The 14,824-nt window shown below is 70.4% G+C and carries 17 protein-coding genes and 2 pseudogenes; 4 read left to right on the plus strand and 15 right to left on the minus strand.

The window, feature by feature from the left end; translation table 11 throughout:
• Window positions 1-105: pseudogene (locus A5704_RS29700) on the plus strand (hypothetical protein); the annotation flags it as partial.
• On the opposite strand, the pseudogene A5704_RS06235 reads toward A5704_RS29700, so the two are convergent.
• The 6 genes and pseudogenes from A5704_RS06235 to A5704_RS06260 form a co-directional block, all read right to left on the minus strand.
• Window positions 98-310: pseudogene (locus A5704_RS06235) on the minus strand (prolipoprotein diacylglyceryl transferase family protein); the annotation flags it as partial. The pseudogenes A5704_RS29700 and A5704_RS06235 sit on opposite strands and share 8 nt — an antisense overlap.
• Window positions 307-1,122 (minus strand): tryptophan synthase subunit alpha, encoded by an 816-nt coding sequence (gene trpA, locus A5704_RS06240; protein WP_067887959.1) that lies wholly within the window; start codon window positions 1,120-1,122, stop codon window positions 307-309. The pseudogene A5704_RS06235 and the gene trpA, both read right to left, overlap by 4 nt.
• Window positions 1,119-2,381, minus strand: coding sequence for a tryptophan synthase subunit beta (trpB, locus tag A5704_RS06245; protein WP_067748015.1), 1,263 nt, complete (start codon window positions 2,379-2,381; stop codon window positions 1,119-1,121). Before trpB ends, trpA begins: the two co-directional genes overlap by 4 nt.
• A 74-nt stretch (window positions 2,382-2,455) precedes the next feature.
• Window positions 2,456-3,274: an indole-3-glycerol phosphate synthase TrpC gene (gene trpC, locus A5704_RS06250; protein WP_055404126.1), complete on the minus strand. Its 819-nt coding sequence runs from the start codon at window positions 3,272-3,274 to the stop codon at window positions 2,456-2,458.
• Window positions 3,275-3,387: 113 nt separating this feature from the next.
• Complete coding sequence (locus A5704_RS06255; protein ID WP_082954791.1) at window positions 3,388-4,071, minus strand: TIGR02234 family membrane protein; 684 nt, start codon at window positions 4,069-4,071, stop codon at window positions 3,388-3,390.
• A complete protein-coding gene (locus A5704_RS06260; RefSeq protein ID WP_067785128.1) occupies window positions 4,064-5,602 on the minus strand; it encodes an anthranilate synthase component I in 1,539 nt (512 codons plus the stop codon). The genes A5704_RS06255 and A5704_RS06260 overlap by 8 nt, the downstream gene beginning before the upstream one ends.
• Before the next feature lie 96 nt (window positions 5,603-5,698).
• Here A5704_RS06260 and A5704_RS06265 point away from each other — a divergent pair, with 96 nt between their 5' ends.
• Window positions 5,699-6,169 carry a peroxiredoxin gene (locus tag A5704_RS06265; RefSeq protein WP_067748022.1) on the plus strand — a complete coding sequence of 157 codons (471 nt, stop codon included), beginning with the start codon at window positions 5,699-5,701 and terminating at the stop codon, window positions 6,167-6,169.
• On the opposite strand, the gene A5704_RS06270 is transcribed toward A5704_RS06265, so the two are convergent.
• Window positions 6,159-7,253 (minus strand): calcium:proton antiporter, encoded by a 1,095-nt coding sequence (locus A5704_RS06270; protein ID WP_067748024.1) that lies wholly within the window; start codon window positions 7,251-7,253, stop codon window positions 6,159-6,161. The genes A5704_RS06265 and A5704_RS06270 overlap by 11 nt on opposite strands.
• Window positions 7,254-7,529: 276 nt before the next feature.
• Between A5704_RS06270 and A5704_RS06275 the strand changes: the two genes are divergently transcribed.
• Window positions 7,530-7,871, plus strand: coding sequence for a WhiB family transcriptional regulator (locus A5704_RS06275; protein WP_067748075.1), 342 nt, complete (start codon window positions 7,530-7,532; stop codon window positions 7,869-7,871).
• 30 nt (window positions 7,872-7,901) lie between these two features.
• On the opposite strand, the gene hisI is transcribed toward A5704_RS06275, so the two are convergent.
• Genes hisI through hisD form a run of 8 tightly spaced genes read right to left on the minus strand, consistent with a single transcriptional unit; the run spans window position 7,902 to window position 14,276 of the window.
• Complete coding sequence (hisI, locus tag A5704_RS06280) at window positions 7,902-8,249, minus strand: phosphoribosyl-AMP cyclohydrolase (protein ID WP_067887962.1); 348 nt, start codon at window positions 8,247-8,249, stop codon at window positions 7,902-7,904.
• Entirely contained in the window at window positions 8,246-9,031 is a 786-nt protein-coding gene (hisF, locus tag A5704_RS06285) for an imidazole glycerol phosphate synthase subunit HisF (protein ID WP_067748028.1), read from the minus strand. The genes hisI and hisF overlap by 4 nt, the downstream gene beginning before the upstream one ends.
• Window position 9,032: 1 nt before the next feature.
• Window positions 9,033-9,836: an inositol monophosphatase gene (locus A5704_RS06290; RefSeq protein ID WP_067785134.1), complete on the minus strand. Its 804-nt coding sequence runs from the start codon at window positions 9,834-9,836 to the stop codon at window positions 9,033-9,035.
• A gap of 4 nt (window positions 9,837-9,840) precedes the next feature.
• On the minus strand, window positions 9,841-10,572 hold the full coding sequence (gene priA / locus A5704_RS06295; protein WP_067748032.1) for a bifunctional 1-(5-phosphoribosyl)-5-((5-phosphoribosylamino)methylideneamino)imidazole-4-carboxamide isomerase/phosphoribosylanthranilate isomerase PriA: 732 nt from the start codon (window positions 10,570-10,572) through the stop codon (window positions 9,841-9,843).
• Between the two features lie 20 nt (window positions 10,573-10,592).
• Complete coding sequence (hisH, locus tag A5704_RS06300) at window positions 10,593-11,213, minus strand: imidazole glycerol phosphate synthase subunit HisH (RefSeq protein WP_067748034.1); 621 nt, start codon at window positions 11,211-11,213, stop codon at window positions 10,593-10,595.
• On the minus strand, window positions 11,210-11,830 hold the full coding sequence (gene hisB, locus A5704_RS06305) for an imidazoleglycerol-phosphate dehydratase HisB (protein WP_067748036.1): 621 nt from the start codon (window positions 11,828-11,830) through the stop codon (window positions 11,210-11,212). Before hisB ends, hisH begins: the two co-directional genes overlap by 4 nt.
• Window positions 11,827-12,963 carry a histidinol-phosphate transaminase gene (locus A5704_RS06310; RefSeq protein ID WP_067887965.1) on the minus strand — a complete coding sequence of 379 codons (1,137 nt, stop codon included), beginning with the start codon at window positions 12,961-12,963 and terminating at the stop codon, window positions 11,827-11,829. Before A5704_RS06310 ends, hisB begins: the two co-directional genes overlap by 4 nt.
• On the minus strand, window positions 12,960-14,276 hold the full coding sequence (gene hisD / locus A5704_RS06315; protein WP_156737010.1) for a histidinol dehydrogenase: 1,317 nt from the start codon (window positions 14,274-14,276) through the stop codon (window positions 12,960-12,962). The genes A5704_RS06310 and hisD overlap by 4 nt, the downstream gene beginning before the upstream one ends.
• A 105-nt stretch (window positions 14,277-14,381) precedes the next feature.
• Between hisD and A5704_RS06320 the strand changes: the two genes are divergently transcribed.
• Entirely contained in the window at window positions 14,382-14,804 is a 423-nt protein-coding gene (locus tag A5704_RS06320; protein WP_055404207.1) for a nitroreductase family deazaflavin-dependent oxidoreductase, read from the plus strand.
• Window positions 14,805-14,824: the final 20 nt, after the last annotated feature.

A 14,824-nucleotide genomic window follows, 5' to 3' on the forward strand; every position in this document is an offset into this window, starting at 1 on the left:
CCCAGCCCGCCGCAGGGTGTCTGGCACGTTGGGCCCCTGCCCATTCGCGCGTACGCGCTGTTCATCATCACCGGGATCGTGGTGGCGCTGTTGATCGGCGCCCGCCCACCAGCCCGAACGGCACCACCCACAACGCGATGTCATAGATGACGCCGCGCTGTCCGCCGCGGGCCTCCCAGCGGCGGTCGCCGATCAACAGCGCCACCACGATCCCGGTGATGATGAACAGCGCGTACGCGCGAATGGGCAGGGGCCCAACGTGCCAGACACCCTGCGGCGGGCTGGGAAAGTACGTCGGCAACGTCGTCATCGGGCGGACGCCTTCTGCCGGACGCCGGCGGCCAGTTCCTCGGTCAGTTCCCGCAGCGCGGGCAGGCCACCCGCACCGAGCGCCGACACCAGCGCCGAACCGACGATCACGCCGTCGGCGTAGCTGCCGATTTGGGCGGCCTGCTCGCGCGACCGCACCCCGAGGCCGACGCCGACGGGTATGTCCGACACCGCCTTCACGCGCTGCACCAACTCGGGCGCGGCCTGCGACACCGCGTCACGCGCCCCGGTGACGCCCATCGTGGAAGCGGCGTAGACGAATCCGCGTGACGCGTCGACGGTCATGGCCAACCGTTCCGGCGTCGACGACGGCGCGACGAGAAAAATGCGGTCCAACCGATGCTCCTCAGCTGCCGTCAGCCACCGCCCGGCTTCGTCGGGGATGAGGTCAGGAGTGATCAAGCCGTGCCCGCCAGCCGCCGCGAGGTCACGCGCGAACGCGTCGACCCCGTAGCGCACCACGGGATTCCAATAGGTCATCACCACCGCGCGGCCGCCGGCCGCACTGATCGCCTCGACCGCGGCAAGCGTGTCCCGGACCCGCACTCCGCCCTGCAGCGCGGCCTCCGTGGCGCGGGCGATGGTCGGCCCGTCCATGCCGGGGTCCGAGTAGGGCACGCCGACTTCGATGATGTCGCAACCGGATTCGACCAGGGCGAGCATTCCGTCCACCGAGCCCGGCACGTCGGGGTAGCCGGTGGGCAGGTAGCCGATCAGGGCCGCGCGATTCTCCTGGCGGCACATGTCGAAGACCGGCCCCAGCCTGCTGCCATGCCTCTGCTGAACGCTCATCGCTCGCCGGGTCCCATCAGGCCGAACCATTTCGCGGCAGTCTCGACATCCTTGTCACCGCGGCCCGACAGGTTCACCACGATGATCGAGCCCTGCCCCAATTCGAGGCCCAGCTTGACCGCGCCGGCGACCGCGTGGGCCGATTCGATGGCCGGGATGATGCCCTCGGAGCGGCACAGCAGCGCGAATGCGTCCATCGCCTCCGCGTCGGTGATCGGCCGATATTCCGCGCGCCCGATCTCCTTGAGGTACGCGTGCTCGGGGCCCACGCCCGGATAGTCGAGACCCGCTGAGATCGAATGCGATTCGATGGTCTGGCCGTCCTCGTCCTGCAGCAGGTAGGAGAACGACCCCTGGAACGCGCCCGGCGAACCACCGGCGAAAGTCGCGGCGTGCCTTCCGGTCTCGACGCCATCCCCGGCCGCCTCGAAGCCCACCAGGCGCACCCCCGGATCGTCGATGAACGGGTGGAAGATGCCGATGGCGTTGGATCCACCGCCGACGCAGGCCACGACGGCGTCGGGCAACCGGCCCGCCTGGGCCTGGATCTGCACGCGCGCCTCCAACCCGATGATCCGCTGGAAATCGCGCACCATCGCGGGGAAAGGATGCGGCCCGGCGGCGGTGCCGAAGCAGTAGTAGGTGTTGTCGGCGTTGGTCACCCAGTCACGGAACGCCTCGTTGATGGCGTCTTTGAGCGTCTTGGATCCGCTCTCCACCGACACCACCTCGGCGCCCAGCAGTCGCATCCGTGCCACGTTGAGCGCCTGGCGCGCGGTGTCCACGGCGCCCATGTAGATGACGCACTCCAGGCCCAGCAGGGCGCACGCGGTGGCCGTGGCGACGCCGTGCTGCCCGGCCCCGGTCTCGGCGATGACCCGGTTCTTGCCCATCCTCTTCGCCAGCAGCGCCTGACCGAGGACGTTGTTGATCTTGTGAGAACCGGTGTGGTTCAAGTCTTCTCGCTTGAGGAAGATGCGCGCCGATCCGGCATGCTCGGACAGCCGGGTGGCCTCGTACAGCGGCGAAGGCCGGCCGGCGTAGTTGGCCTGCAAGTCGTCCAGGGTGTCCAGGAAATCGGGGTTGATGCGTTCCTTCTCGTAGGCGGCGGTGACCTCTTCGATCACCGCCATCAACGCCTCGGCCACGTAGCGGCCGCCATACACGCCGAAATGGCCACCAGCATCGGGTTCGTGGCTGGTGGGTTCGGCGACGGCTGCACTCGGAAGGGGAAGGTCCGGGCGGGACAGATTGACCATCACCAAGGCTCTACGCGGGGACGGCTCATGAGGTTCAACGTTTCAGCGCCGGGACTCTTCAAGTGACTTGACGACTAGCGAGACGGTTTCGGACAAGACGGGTGGGTCCCCGCGGTGACCAGGTCGGCGACCGCGGCGCGCGGGTCACCGCTTTTGACCAGACCCTCGCCGACCAAGACGGCGTCCGCACCCGCTCCGGCGTACGCCAACAGGTCGCCGGTGCCGCGGACCCCGGACTCGGCGATCCTGATCACGTTGCTCGGCAGCCCGGGAGCGATGCGCGCGAAGCAATCCCGGTCGACCTCCAGCGTCGCGAGATCGCGTGCGTTGACACCGATTACGTTGGCCCCGGCCTTCAGCGCCCGGTCGGCCTCCTCCTCGGTGTGCACCTCGACGAGGGCCGTCATGCCGAGTGATTCGGTGCGGTCCAACATCGACACCAACGCCGACTGGTCGAGCGCGGCAACGATGAGCAGCAGCATGTCGGCGCCGTGCGCGCGGGCTTCGTGGATCTGATACGGCTGCACGACAAAGTCTTTGCGCAAGACCGGGATCGAGACGGCCGCGCGAACCGCGTCCAGGTCGTCGAGCGATCCGTGAAAGCGCCGCTCCTCGGTCAAGACGCTGATGATCCGGGCACCACCGTCCTCGTACGCGCGGGCCAGCTTCGCCGGATCGGCAATGGTCGCCAGGGAACCCGCCGACGGACTGGCGCGCTTGACCTCGGCGATGACACCGATGCCGGGCTCGCGCAGGGCGGCCATCACATCGCGCGGCGGCGGCGCGGCGGCAGCGGCGGCTTTGATTTCGGAAAGGCTGATGAGGGCTTCGCGCGCCGCAACGTCGGCCCGGACTCCCTCGAGGATGGAGTCAAGCACGGTAGCCGGACTCATGCCTGTTGCTTCCCTTCGCGCCGTTACCCATCGTCACCCCGCGGCCAACCTGACAACCCTGAGCCGATTGCGACGACGTGAATGAAGGGTAGCGGCCCTCGGCTCGCGGCCCGTCACCGACCCTCGGTGTCCGAGTCGCGCGGCCGATCGATCGGGTCCCGCGTCGGGTCACAGCCCTCGTCAAGCGCGTCCCAGATCATCCGCTCCGACATTTTCGGCGTCTCCGGCTTCTCCAGCATCGCGCCATCGGCGTCGTCGCGGAGCGCATTTGAGCGGCGCGTCGCGGGCGCGGCGTACTTTTCCGCGCTCAACCGGGTCGCGCCGGCGTCGCCGGCCGACCGCAGCAACAGGACGGCCGCGACAAGGGTGCATGCGGCGGCGGCCACTGCGATGCCCGCGCCGACGTAGCGCCGCTCGCTGCCCACCAGCGACATCACGGCGACATGCGCCAGGTCGGCCCCGCGCACGGCGACGTCCGGCAGCGCCCACAGGCTGACCCCGAGATATCCGACCGCCAGGCTCGCCAGCGCCAGTAGCCCCGCCAGCACCCGCAGCGGCCAGCCGCGCACCGCGATCGCCGCCACAGCCGTCGCCAGCATGAGCACCGCCAACGGCAGCAGCGCCGTCGACCACGACGCGCCGGACAGCGTCACCTCGCGGGGCGGGCTCAGCCCGTCGAACGACCGGATCACCACCCACGGCAGCCGCGACGCCGCCCATAACGCCGCGGCGGACAGCACCAGCAACGCCTGCGCCACCCCGACGGACAGCCGCGCACGCCGCGGCGCCTCAGCCATGGTGGTCGGCATCCGGGGCGGTGAGGGTCTCGGCGGCGGCGATCGCGTTGAGCACCGCGCGCGCCTTGTTCGAGGCCTCGGTGTACTCGTACGGGCCGTTGGAGTCGGCCACCACCCCGCCGCCGGCCTGAACATAGGCCGTGCCGTCACGCATCAACGCGGTCCGGATCGCGATCGCGAAATCGGCGTTGCCGGCGAAGTCGAGGTAACCGACCACACCGCCGTAGAGCCCGCGCCGCGTCTTCTCCACCTCTTCGATCAGCTCCATGGCCCGCACCTTCGGCGCGCCCGACAGCGTGCCGGCCGGAAAGCACGCCGTCACGGCGTCCAGGGCGGTCCGCCCCTCGGCGAGCATCCCGGTCACCGTCGACACCAGGTGCATGACGTGGCTGTAGCGCTCGATGTGGCTGTAGTCCTCGACGCGCACGGTGCCCGGCGCGCACACGCGGCCAAGGTCGTTGCGCCCCAGGTCGACCAGCATCAGGTGCTCGGCGCGCTCCTTCTCGTCGGCGAGCAGTTCCTTTTCCAGCAGCTGGTCCTCTTCGTCGGTCTGCCCGCGCCACCGGGTTCCGGCGATCGGATGCGTCGTCGCCCAGCCGTCGTGCACGGTGACCAGCGCCTCGGGGCTGGAGCCGACGACCGAAAAGTCCGTTCCGCCACTGCCATCCGGGACGTGCAGCAGGTACATGTAGGGGCTCGGATTGGTGACCCGCAGCATCCGGTACACGTCGATCGGATCGACGTCGGTGTCCATCTCGAAGCGCTGGGAGGGGACAACCTGGAACGCCTCGCCGGCGGCGATCTGCTCGACGAGGTAGTCGACGATCTTGCCGTATTCCTCGACGCTGCGCTGCGAGCGATACCGCGGCTCGGGCCTGTCGAACGTGGCGACCGTGGACGGCAGCGGCTGACCCAGCGCCGCGGTCATCACGTCCAGCCGGGCGACCGCGTCGTCGTAGGCCTGGTCGACGCGCTCGTCGGTGCCGTTCCAGTTCACCGCGTTGGCGATCAGCGTGATGGTGCCCTCGTGGTGGTCGACCGCGGCCACGTCGGTGGCCAGCAGCAGCAACATGTCCGGCAGGTGCAGGTCGTCGACCGCCAGCTCGGGTAACCGCTCCAGCCGCCGCACCATGTCGTAGGCGAACAGACCGACCATGCCGCCGGACAGCGGCGGCAGCCCGGGCAGCGCGCCGGTGGCCAGCAGCTCGCACGTGGCCCGCAGCGCGTGCAGCGGGTCGCCGCCGGTGGGCGCGTCCTGCGGCACGGCGCCCAACCACACCGCCTCGCCGTCGCGGACGGTCAGCGCCGACGGCGCACCGGCACCGATGAAGGACCAGCGCGACCAGGATCGGCCGTGCTCGGCCGATTCCAGCAGGAACGTGCCGGGACGATTGGCGGCCAGTTTGCGGTAGGCCGACAGTGGTGTCTCGCTGTCGGCCAGCACCTTGCGGGTCACCGGAACCACGCGGTGCTCGGCCGCCAGCAGGCGAAAGTCCTCTCGTGAGGTCGTCTCGGCGAGGTGGGCGTGCACCGAACCATCCTCCCAGATGGGTCGCCGGGGCTCGCGTGCGTAGCGTCGGCTGCGCTTCCCTGGGGCCAAAACTCGCCGTGGCGTTACGCTCGCGGCATGAAAACTGGTGACACGGTCGAGGACTTCGAACTTCCCGATCAGACGGGCGCGCCGCGCAGGCTCAGCGAGCTGCTGTCCGGGGGGCCGGTGGTGCTGTTCTTCTACCCCGCCGCGATGACGCCCGGCTGCACCAAGGAGGCCTGTCACTTCCGGGACCTGGCCGCGGAATTCGCGGCCGTGGGCGCCAATCGGGTGGGCATCAGCGCCGATCCGGTGCAGAAGCAGGCCAAGTTCGCCGACATGCAGAAGTTCGACTACCCGCTGCTGTCGGACACCGAGGGCACGGTCGCCACGCAGTTCGGCGTCAAGCGCGGCCTGCTCGGCAAGCTGATGCCGGTCAAGCGAACCACCTTCGTCATCGACACCGATCGCACGGTGCTCAACGTGATTTCGAGCGAGTTCAGCATGGACACCCATGCCGACAAGGCGTTGGAGACACTGCGCGGCCGGTCAGCGGCTACGGGCTGACCGCCAGGAACACGTAGGCGGCGAGCAGCACCAGATGCAGCTCGCCCTGCAGCCGGGTGGCGCGCCCGGGAACGACCGTCAGCATGCTGATCACGACGGTCAGCGCCAGCAGCACCAGCTGGATGGGTCCCAGCCCGAGCACCAGCGGTCCCTTGAGCCAGATCGACGCCAGCGCGATCACCGGGATCGTGAGCCCGATGCTGGCCATCGCCGAGCCGTACGCCAAGTTCAGGCTGGTCTGGATCCGGCCCTGCCGCGCGGCCCGCGCGGCCGCCAGGGTCTCCGGCAGCAACACCAGCGTGGCGATCACCACGCCGACGAACGACTGCGGGAAGCCGACCGCGGTCACCGCGTGCTCGACGGCCGGCGACTCCTCCTCGGCCAGCCCGACCACCGCGACGAGGGCGACCAACAGCAGCCCCAGGCTCCCCAGCGCGGCGCCGCGGCTCGGCGGCTCGGCATGGCTCTCGTCCTCGAAGAGCCGCTTCTTCTGGCCCTTCTGCGCGACCGGCAGGAAGAAGTCGCGGTGCCGCACCGTCTGCGTGAAGACGAAGACCAGGTACACCAGCAACGACGCGACCGCCGCGAACGCCAGCTGGCCCGGCGAGAATTCGCGGCCCACCTGGCTGGTGGTGAACGACGGCAGCACCAGGCTCAGCGTCGCCAGCGTGGTGACCGTGGCCAACGCGGCGCCGCTGCCCTCGGCGTTGAAGAGCGTCACCCCGTAGCGCCGGGAGCCGAGCAGCAGCGACAGCCCCGCGATGCCGTTGGTGGTGATCATCGCCGCGGCGAAGACGGTGTCCCTGGCCAGCGTCGCGGCCTCGTTGCCCCCGGACGCCATCAGCGAGACGATGAGCGCCACCTCGATCACCGTCACCGCGGCCGCCAGGATCAGCGAGCCGAACGGCTCACCGGCCCGGGCCGCGACAACCTCCGCGTGGTGCACCGCCGCCAGCACGGAGCCTATGAGCAACGCCGCCACCAGCGCGACCAGCATCGGGCCCAGCTTCTCGCCCCAGATCACGGCCAGCACGGCGACGGCTAGCAGCGGCACGACCGCGGTCCACGACACCCGACTCAACATCGCCCGCCATTCTCATCCACGGCTCGCGACGCGGCGACTTCGGACCTCGGTCCCGATCCCCCGGCCCGTGCGACGACGATGCCCGACACCCTGAGCCGAAAGTCCTCGGACGTCCGCGACCAAAGCCCCTACGTTTGCGCGACGGGGTTTCATACGGTCGCAACATTCGCCTCGGCTTCACACGGGCTCGGCCGGACGGAAGTCAATACAGCCATATCCGAACGCTGAGCTCTCAGCGCGGCCGGAGCAAAAGGGGGAGCGGTGTTTGCTATCCATATCACCGCCGAAAGTGGCACCAATGGTCCGATTCCAAACCATCTCCGCAGTGCGAGAACCGAGGATCGCGACGCCTGGGTTTCCAAGGCGCTCTGCCGCACCGGCGACCCAGACGGGTTGTTCGTTCGCGGCGCCGCCCAGAGAAAGGCAGCGACGATCTGCCGGCGCTGCCCAGTGGTCCTGGAGTGCGGCGCCGACGCGCTCGACAACCGGGTCGAGTGGGGCGTTTGGGGCGGCATGACGGAACGCCAGCGACGCACCCTGCTCAGGCAGCACTCCGACGTGGTGTCTTGGATCGACTTCCTGGCCGCCGCCCGGGCGCAGCGTCGCACCGCGATTTAGCAACCCGGGGCGCGCCGCCCGGGCATCAACCTACGACTCCGGTTGCAGCAGCAGGTCGGCGTCGAAGCAGCTGTGGTCGCCGGTGTGGCAGGCGCCGCCCACCTGGTCGACCGTCAGCAGCACGGTGTCCCCGTCGCAGTCCAGCCGCACCGAGTACACGTATTGGGTGTGGCCGGACGTCGCGCCCTTGACCCACTGCTCGCCGCGCGACCGCGAAAAATAGGTCGCCTCACGGGTTGCCAGGGTGCGGGCCAGCGCCGCGTCGTCCATCCAGGCGACCATCAGCACGTCCCCGGTGCCGCGCTCCTGCGCGACGGCGGCGATCAGGCCTTCGGCGTTGCGCTTCAGCCGCGCGGCGATCTGCGGGTCGAGCGTCATCGCACCGTGATCCCTTCCGCGGCCATGGCGGCCTTCACCTGGCCGATGGTCAGCTCCCGGAAGTGAAAGACGCTGGCCGCCAGCACCGCATCGGCACCGGCGGCGACGGCGGGCGCGAAATGTTCGGCCGCGCCGGCACCGCCGCTGGCGATCACCGGCACCGTGACCGCCGAGCGCACCGCCCGCAGCATCGGCAGGTCGAACCCGGCCTTGGTGCCGTCGGCGTCCATCGAGTTCAGCAGGATCTCCCCGACGCCCAGATCGGCGCCGCGCGAAGCCCACTCGACGGCGTCGATCCCGGTCCCGCGGCGTCCGCCGTGCGTGGTGACCTCCCAGCCCGACGGTGTCGGCACCGACTCCGGGGGCACCGTGCGGGCGTCGACCGACAGCACGATGCATTGCGAACCGAATTGCCTTGCCATTTCTTCCAACAGGTCGGGGCGGGCGATCGCGGCGGTGTTGATCGAAACCTTGTCGGCCCCGGCACGCAGCAAGACGTCGACGTCGGCCACCGTGCGCACGCCGCCGCCGACGGTCAGCGGGATGAAGACCTGCTCGGCCGTGCGGCGCACCACGTCCAGCATCGTGGCCCGACCCGAGGAGGAGGCGGTGACGTCGAGAAAGGTGAGCTCGTCGGCGCCTTCGGCGTCGTAGGCGGCGGCGAGTTCGACGGGATCGCCCGCGTCGCGCAGGTTTTCGAAGTTGACCCCCTTGACCACCCGCCCGGCGTCGACGTCCAGGCACGGAATCACCCGCACCGCAAGCCCATTACCGGACGACATCTCAGAAGTCCTCCGGCCGGCCGGTGCTGCGCAGCACCTCGAGTATCTCGGCGTGGGCGCGGGGCCCGGCGGCCAGCGCGGAATCCGACGCGGGCGTCCACGGTTCGCCGTGGACGTCGGTGACGACGCCGCCCGCCGCCCGCACCAGCGCCACCCCGGCGGCGTGGTCCCACACGTGGCCGCCGAAACTGATCGAGCCGCCGAGAACCCCGTCGGCGACGTAGGCGAGGTCGAGTCCGGTGGAGCCGTGCATGCGCAATCGCGACGAGACCCGGCTCAGGTTCTCCAGCACGGCGATGCGATACCGCCCCGGGAACCGGCCCCGCGCGTCGGCGCTGAACGAGCCGGCACCGATCAGGGCGTCGGCCAGGTCGATATCGGCCAGGGGTGGTTGCGCGACACCGTTTTTCATCAGCGGACCGCCGACCACCGCGGTGTAGCGCTGGTCGACGAAGGGCAGCCAGGTCAGGCCCGCCACCGGGTCGCCGTGGTGCAGCAGGCCGAGCAGGATCCCCGCCATCGGCGACCCTGCCGCATAGTTGAACGTGCCGTCGACGGGGTCCAGCACCCACACCCACTCCGAGTCCACGTCGGCGCCGCCGTACTCCTCGCCGTGCACACCGATGCCGGTCGACTCTTCCAGCGCGCCGACCACCTGCCGCTCGATCGCGAGGTCGACGTCGGTGGCGAAGTCGTTGCCCTTCTTCTGGACCGCCGAATCGGCGCGGTGGCCGGCCAGGAACGGCTCGGTGGCGTCGTCGAGGATCGCCGAGGCCGTCCGTACCAACGCGTCCAGGTCCGCCACGGCGCTACCCCGCTACCGCGGCCAGGGCCTGTGGCAGCGTGAACCGCCCGGCGTAGAGGGCCTTGCCCACGATCGCGCCCTCGACCCCGCGGTCGGTCAGCGTCGCGATCGCGCGCAGGTCGTCCAGGCTCGACACGCCGCCGGAGGCGATCACCGGGGCATCGGTGCGGCCGGCGACGGCGGCCAGCAGGTCGAGGTTGGGGCCGCCCAGCGTGCCGTCCTTGGTGACGTCGGTGACGACGAACCGCGAACAGCCTTCGCCGTCAAGGCGTTCCAGGACCTCCCACAGGTCGCCGCCGTCGGTCTCCCAGCCGCGTCCGCGCAGCCGTTGCTGCCCGTCGACGGTCTGGACGTCCAGCCCGACCGCGACCTTCTCGCCGTGCTCGGCGATCGCGCGCGCGCACCACTGGGGGTTCTCCAGGGCCGCCGTGCCCAGGTTCACCCGGGCGCAGCCGGTGGCCAGCGCGGCGGCCAGCGAATCGTCGTCGCGAATGCCGCCGGACAGCTCCACCCGCACGTCGAGCTTGCCGACCACCTCGGCCAGCAGTTCGCGGTTGGAGCCGCGCCCGAACGCCGCGTCCAGGTCGACCAGGTGGATCCACTCCGCGCCGTCACGCTGCCAGCCCAGCGCCGCGTCCAGCGCCGAGCCGTACTCGGTTTCACTGCCCGCCTTGCCCTGCACCAGTCGCACGGCGCGGCCCTCGACCACGTCGACCGCGGGCAACAAGATCAACACATTCCCTCCCGAGCCGTTCTTCACAGAGCATCAATCCAGTTGCGCAGCACGGCCGCACCCGCGTCCCCACTCTTTTCCGGGTGAAACTGGGTGGCCGACAGCGGTCCTTGCTCGACGGCGGCCAGGAAGGGCACCCGGTGGGTGGCCCAGGTCAGCACGGCCTCGGGCGAGCCCTCCCAGCGCTGCGCGGCGTAGGAGTGCACGAAGTAGAAACGGGTGTCCGCGTCCAGCCCCTTGAACAGGGTCGTCCCTCCCCCGGCGTCGACCACGTTCCAGCCCATGTGCGGGATCACCGGCGCGTCCAGCCGGGTGACCTCCCCGGGCCACTGGCCGCAACCCGTTGTCTGGACGCCGAATTCGACGCCGCTGGCGAACAGGATCTGCATGCCCACGCAGACCCCCAGCACCGGATGCCCGGCGGCGACCCGGTCGGCGATGATGCGGTCGCCCTTGACCCTGCGCAGGCCGGTCATGCAGGCCTCGAAGGCCCCGACACCGGGCACCACCAGCCCGTCGGCGGCGGCCGCGGCGTCGGCGTCGGCGGTCACCTCGACCGACGCGCCCGCCCGCTGCAGCGCGCGCTGGGCCGACCGCAGGTTGCCCGAGCCGTAATCCAGGACGACGACGGATGGTTTTGTCACAGAACACCTTTGGTGGACGGCACGTCCGACACCCTGGGGTCGGGCTCTACGGCCTGGCGCAACGCGCGGGCCACCGCCTTGAATTGCGCTTCGGTGATGTGGTGCGGGTCGCGCCCGTACAGGACGCGTACGTGCAGCGCGATGCGGGCGTTCATGGCGAGCGACTCGAACACGTGCCGGTTGATCACGGTGTGGTACGGCACCGAGCTGCCGGCGATGGTGGTGTGCAGCAGGTGATCCGGCTCGCCGGTGTGCACGAAGTAGGGCCGGCCCGACACGTCTACGACGGCGTGGGCCAGCGTCTCGTCCATCGGGATGAAGGCGTCGCCGAACCGGCGGATACCCCGCTTGTCGCCGAGGGCCTGCCCCAGCGCCTGTCCGAGCGCGATCGCGGTGTCCTCGATGGTGTGGTGCCCCTCGATCTCCACGTCGCCCTTGGTGCGCACGGTCAGGTCGAAGCTGGCGTGGCTGCCCAGTGCCGTCAGCATGTGGTCGTAGAACGGCACACCGGTGTCGACGTGGACCTGGCCGCTGCCGTCGAGGTCGAGTTCGATGACGATGTCGGATTCCTTGGTGCGGCGCTCGATACGCGCGCGCCGGGTCGCAATGGTGGTCACGGGGCTCCTACTGGGGTGGCTGGTGCCAGTTCGGTGGCGGCGATCTGGGCGCTGGCCCGCAGGAAGGCGTCGTTCTCCTCGGCCAGCCCGGTCGTGGCGCGCAGGTAGCCGGGAATCCCGACGTCGCGGATCAACACGCCGGCGTCCAGGTAGCGCCGCCAGGCGGCCGGGGCGTCGGCGAACTGCCCGAACAGCACGAAATTCGCGTCGCTGGGAATCACCCGAAAACCCATGCCGCTCAACGCTTTCGTGACGCGTTCGCGTTCGGCGATCAGCGTGGCGACACTTCCCAGGGTGTCGTCGGCGTGGCGCAGCGCGGCGCGGGCCGCGGCCTGGGTGACGGACGAGAGGTGATACGGCAACCGCACCAGCAGCATCGCGTCGATCACCGCGGGGGTGGCGACCAGGTAGCCGAGCCGCCCGCCGGCGAAGGCGAACGCCTTGCTCATGGTGCGCGTGACGACGAGCTTGGTCGGATATTCGCGCACCAGCCCGACGGCGCTGGGCTCGGAGGAGAACTCGCCGTAGGCCTCGTCGACGATCAAGATGCCCGGCACCGCGTCGAGCAGGCGCCGCAGATCCGGCAGCGAAACGCTCTGCCCGGACGGGTTGTTGGGGCTCGCGATGAACACCACGTCAGGCCGGCGGTCGGCCACCGCGGCCACGGCCGCGTCGACGTCGAGGCTGAAGTCGTCGGCGCGGACGCCCTCCAGCCACTCGGTGCGGGTGGCGTCGGAGATGATCGGGTGCATCGAGTAGGACGGGACGAACCCGATCGCGGTGCGCCCCGGCCCGCCGAACGCTTGCAGCAGCTGCTGCAGGATCTCGTTGGATCCGTTTGCCGCCCAGACGTTTTCGGGCCCGACGGGCACACCGGTCTGGATGGTGAGGTAGCCGGCCAGATCGCGGCGCAGGGCGGACGCGTCGCGATCGGGATAACGATGCAGGTCGGCGGCCGCCTCGGCCACCGACCGCACCACGTCGTCCACCAGCGCCGGGCTGGGCGGGTGCGGGTTCTCGTTGGTGTTCAGCCGCACCGGGACGGCCAATTGCGGTGCGCCGTACGGCGATTTGCCACGCAGGTCCTCGCGCAGGGGTAGGTCGTCGAGCGTCGGCTCCCGCGGTTCGGTCATCGCTCGAACCTCCGCCGAATCGCCTCGCCGTGCGCCGGCAGGTCTTCGGCCTTGGCCAACGTGACCACGTGCCCGGAGACGTCCTTGAGCGCGGCCTCGGTGTAGTCGACCACGTGGATGCCCCGCAGGAAGGTCTGAACGGACAGTCCGCTGGAGTGCCGGGCCGAGCCCGCGGTCGGCAGCACGTGGTTGGATCCGGCGCAGTAGTCGCCGAGGCTCACCGGCGAGTAGGGGCCCACGAAAATGGCTCCGGCCGAACGGATTCGGGCGGCCACCGCCGGGGCGTCGGCGGTCTGGATCTCCAGGTGCTCGGCGGCGTAGGCGTTGACCACCCGGACGGCGGCGTCCAGGTCGTCGACCAGGATGATCGCCGACTGGCGGCCACCGAGCGCGGCGGCCACCCGGTCGCGGTGCACCGTCGTGCGCAGCTGCGCGGCCACCTCGGCGGCGGTCGCGGCGGCCAGGTCCTCGCTGGGCGTGACCAGCACGCTGCCCGCCATCTCGTCGTGTTCGGCCTGGCTGATCAGGTCGGCGGCCACGTGGGTCGGGTCGGCGGTGTGGTCGGCGAGGATGGCGATCTCGGTGGGCCCGGCCTCGGCGTCGATGCCCACCCGGGAGCGGCACAGCCGCTTGGCGGCGGTGACGTAGATGTTGCCGGGCCCGGTGATCATGTCGACCGGCGCGAGGTCAGAGCCGTCCATATCGGTTCCGCCGTAGGCCAGCAGCGCGACCGCCTGCGCGCCGCCGACGGCCCACACCTCGTCGACCCCGAGCAGGCGCGCGGCCGCGAGGATCGTCGGGTGCGGCAGTCCGTCGTAGCGGGCCTGCGGCGGGCTGGCCACCACCAGCGAGCCGACACCGGCGGTCTGCGCCGGCACCACGTTCATCACCACGCTCGACGGGTAGACCGCGTTGCCGCCCGGCACGTACAGGCCGACCCGCTCGACGGGGACCCACCGCTCGGTGACCGTCGCGCCCGGGCCCAGGGTGGTCGTGACGTCGGCGCGGCGCTGGTCTGCGTGCACGGCGCGGGCGCGTTCGATCATCACCCGCAGGGCCTCGACGACGTCGGGATCCAGGCCGGCCAGCGCCGCCTCCAGCGCGGCCCCGGGCACCCGGACGGCCGCGGGCCGCACCCCGTCGAACGACGCCCCGTACTCGAGCGCCGCCTCGGCGCCACGCTCGGCCACGTCCTGCACGATCGGCCGCACCTTGGGCAAGACGCTCTCCACGTCGGCGCCCCCGCGTGGCAGCGCGGACCGCAATCGGGCAGCCGTCAGTTCGACGCCCCGCAGGTCGATGCGGGCCATCACGGGTGCTGAAGCGGTACTCATTGCCTCCATTGTCCCAGAGCAGCTCAAGTTGTTATCCGACCGGTACAGTGCCCGTGAAAGGCCCACACGACTCAGGGAGCCGTCATGTCCGCGAAGGATCACCCCAATAACGCTCCAGGCGTCCCGATGGTGTTCCCGCCCTGGTTCGAGCGCTTCCAGATCAAGTATTTCAATCCCGCGGTCAAGCCGATCGCCCGCTTTCTGCCCGGGACCGCGACCATCAAGCATCGCGGCCGCACCTCCGGCACCCCGTACGAGACGATCATCACCCCGTACCGCAAGGGCAACGTGCTGGCGATCGCGCTCGGCCACGGCAAGACGAACTGGGTCAAGAACGTGCTGGCGGCCGGTGAGGCCGACGTTCAGTTCGGCCGCAACCGCGTGGTGCACATCACCAACCCGCGCATCCTGCCGGCCGGCACCGAGGGTCCCGACGCCGAACGGCTGCCGCGGATGGCCCGGATGCAGCTGCGCCGGATCGGCGTGTTCGTCGGCGACATCGCCTGAGACCCGGGCGCGCTGTTGCG

Origin of the sequence: Mycobacterium sp. E735 (assembly GCF_001666955.1) — a bacterium.
In the GTDB taxonomy this organism is placed as follows: domain Bacteria; phylum Actinomycetota; class Actinomycetes; order Mycobacteriales; family Mycobacteriaceae; genus Mycobacterium.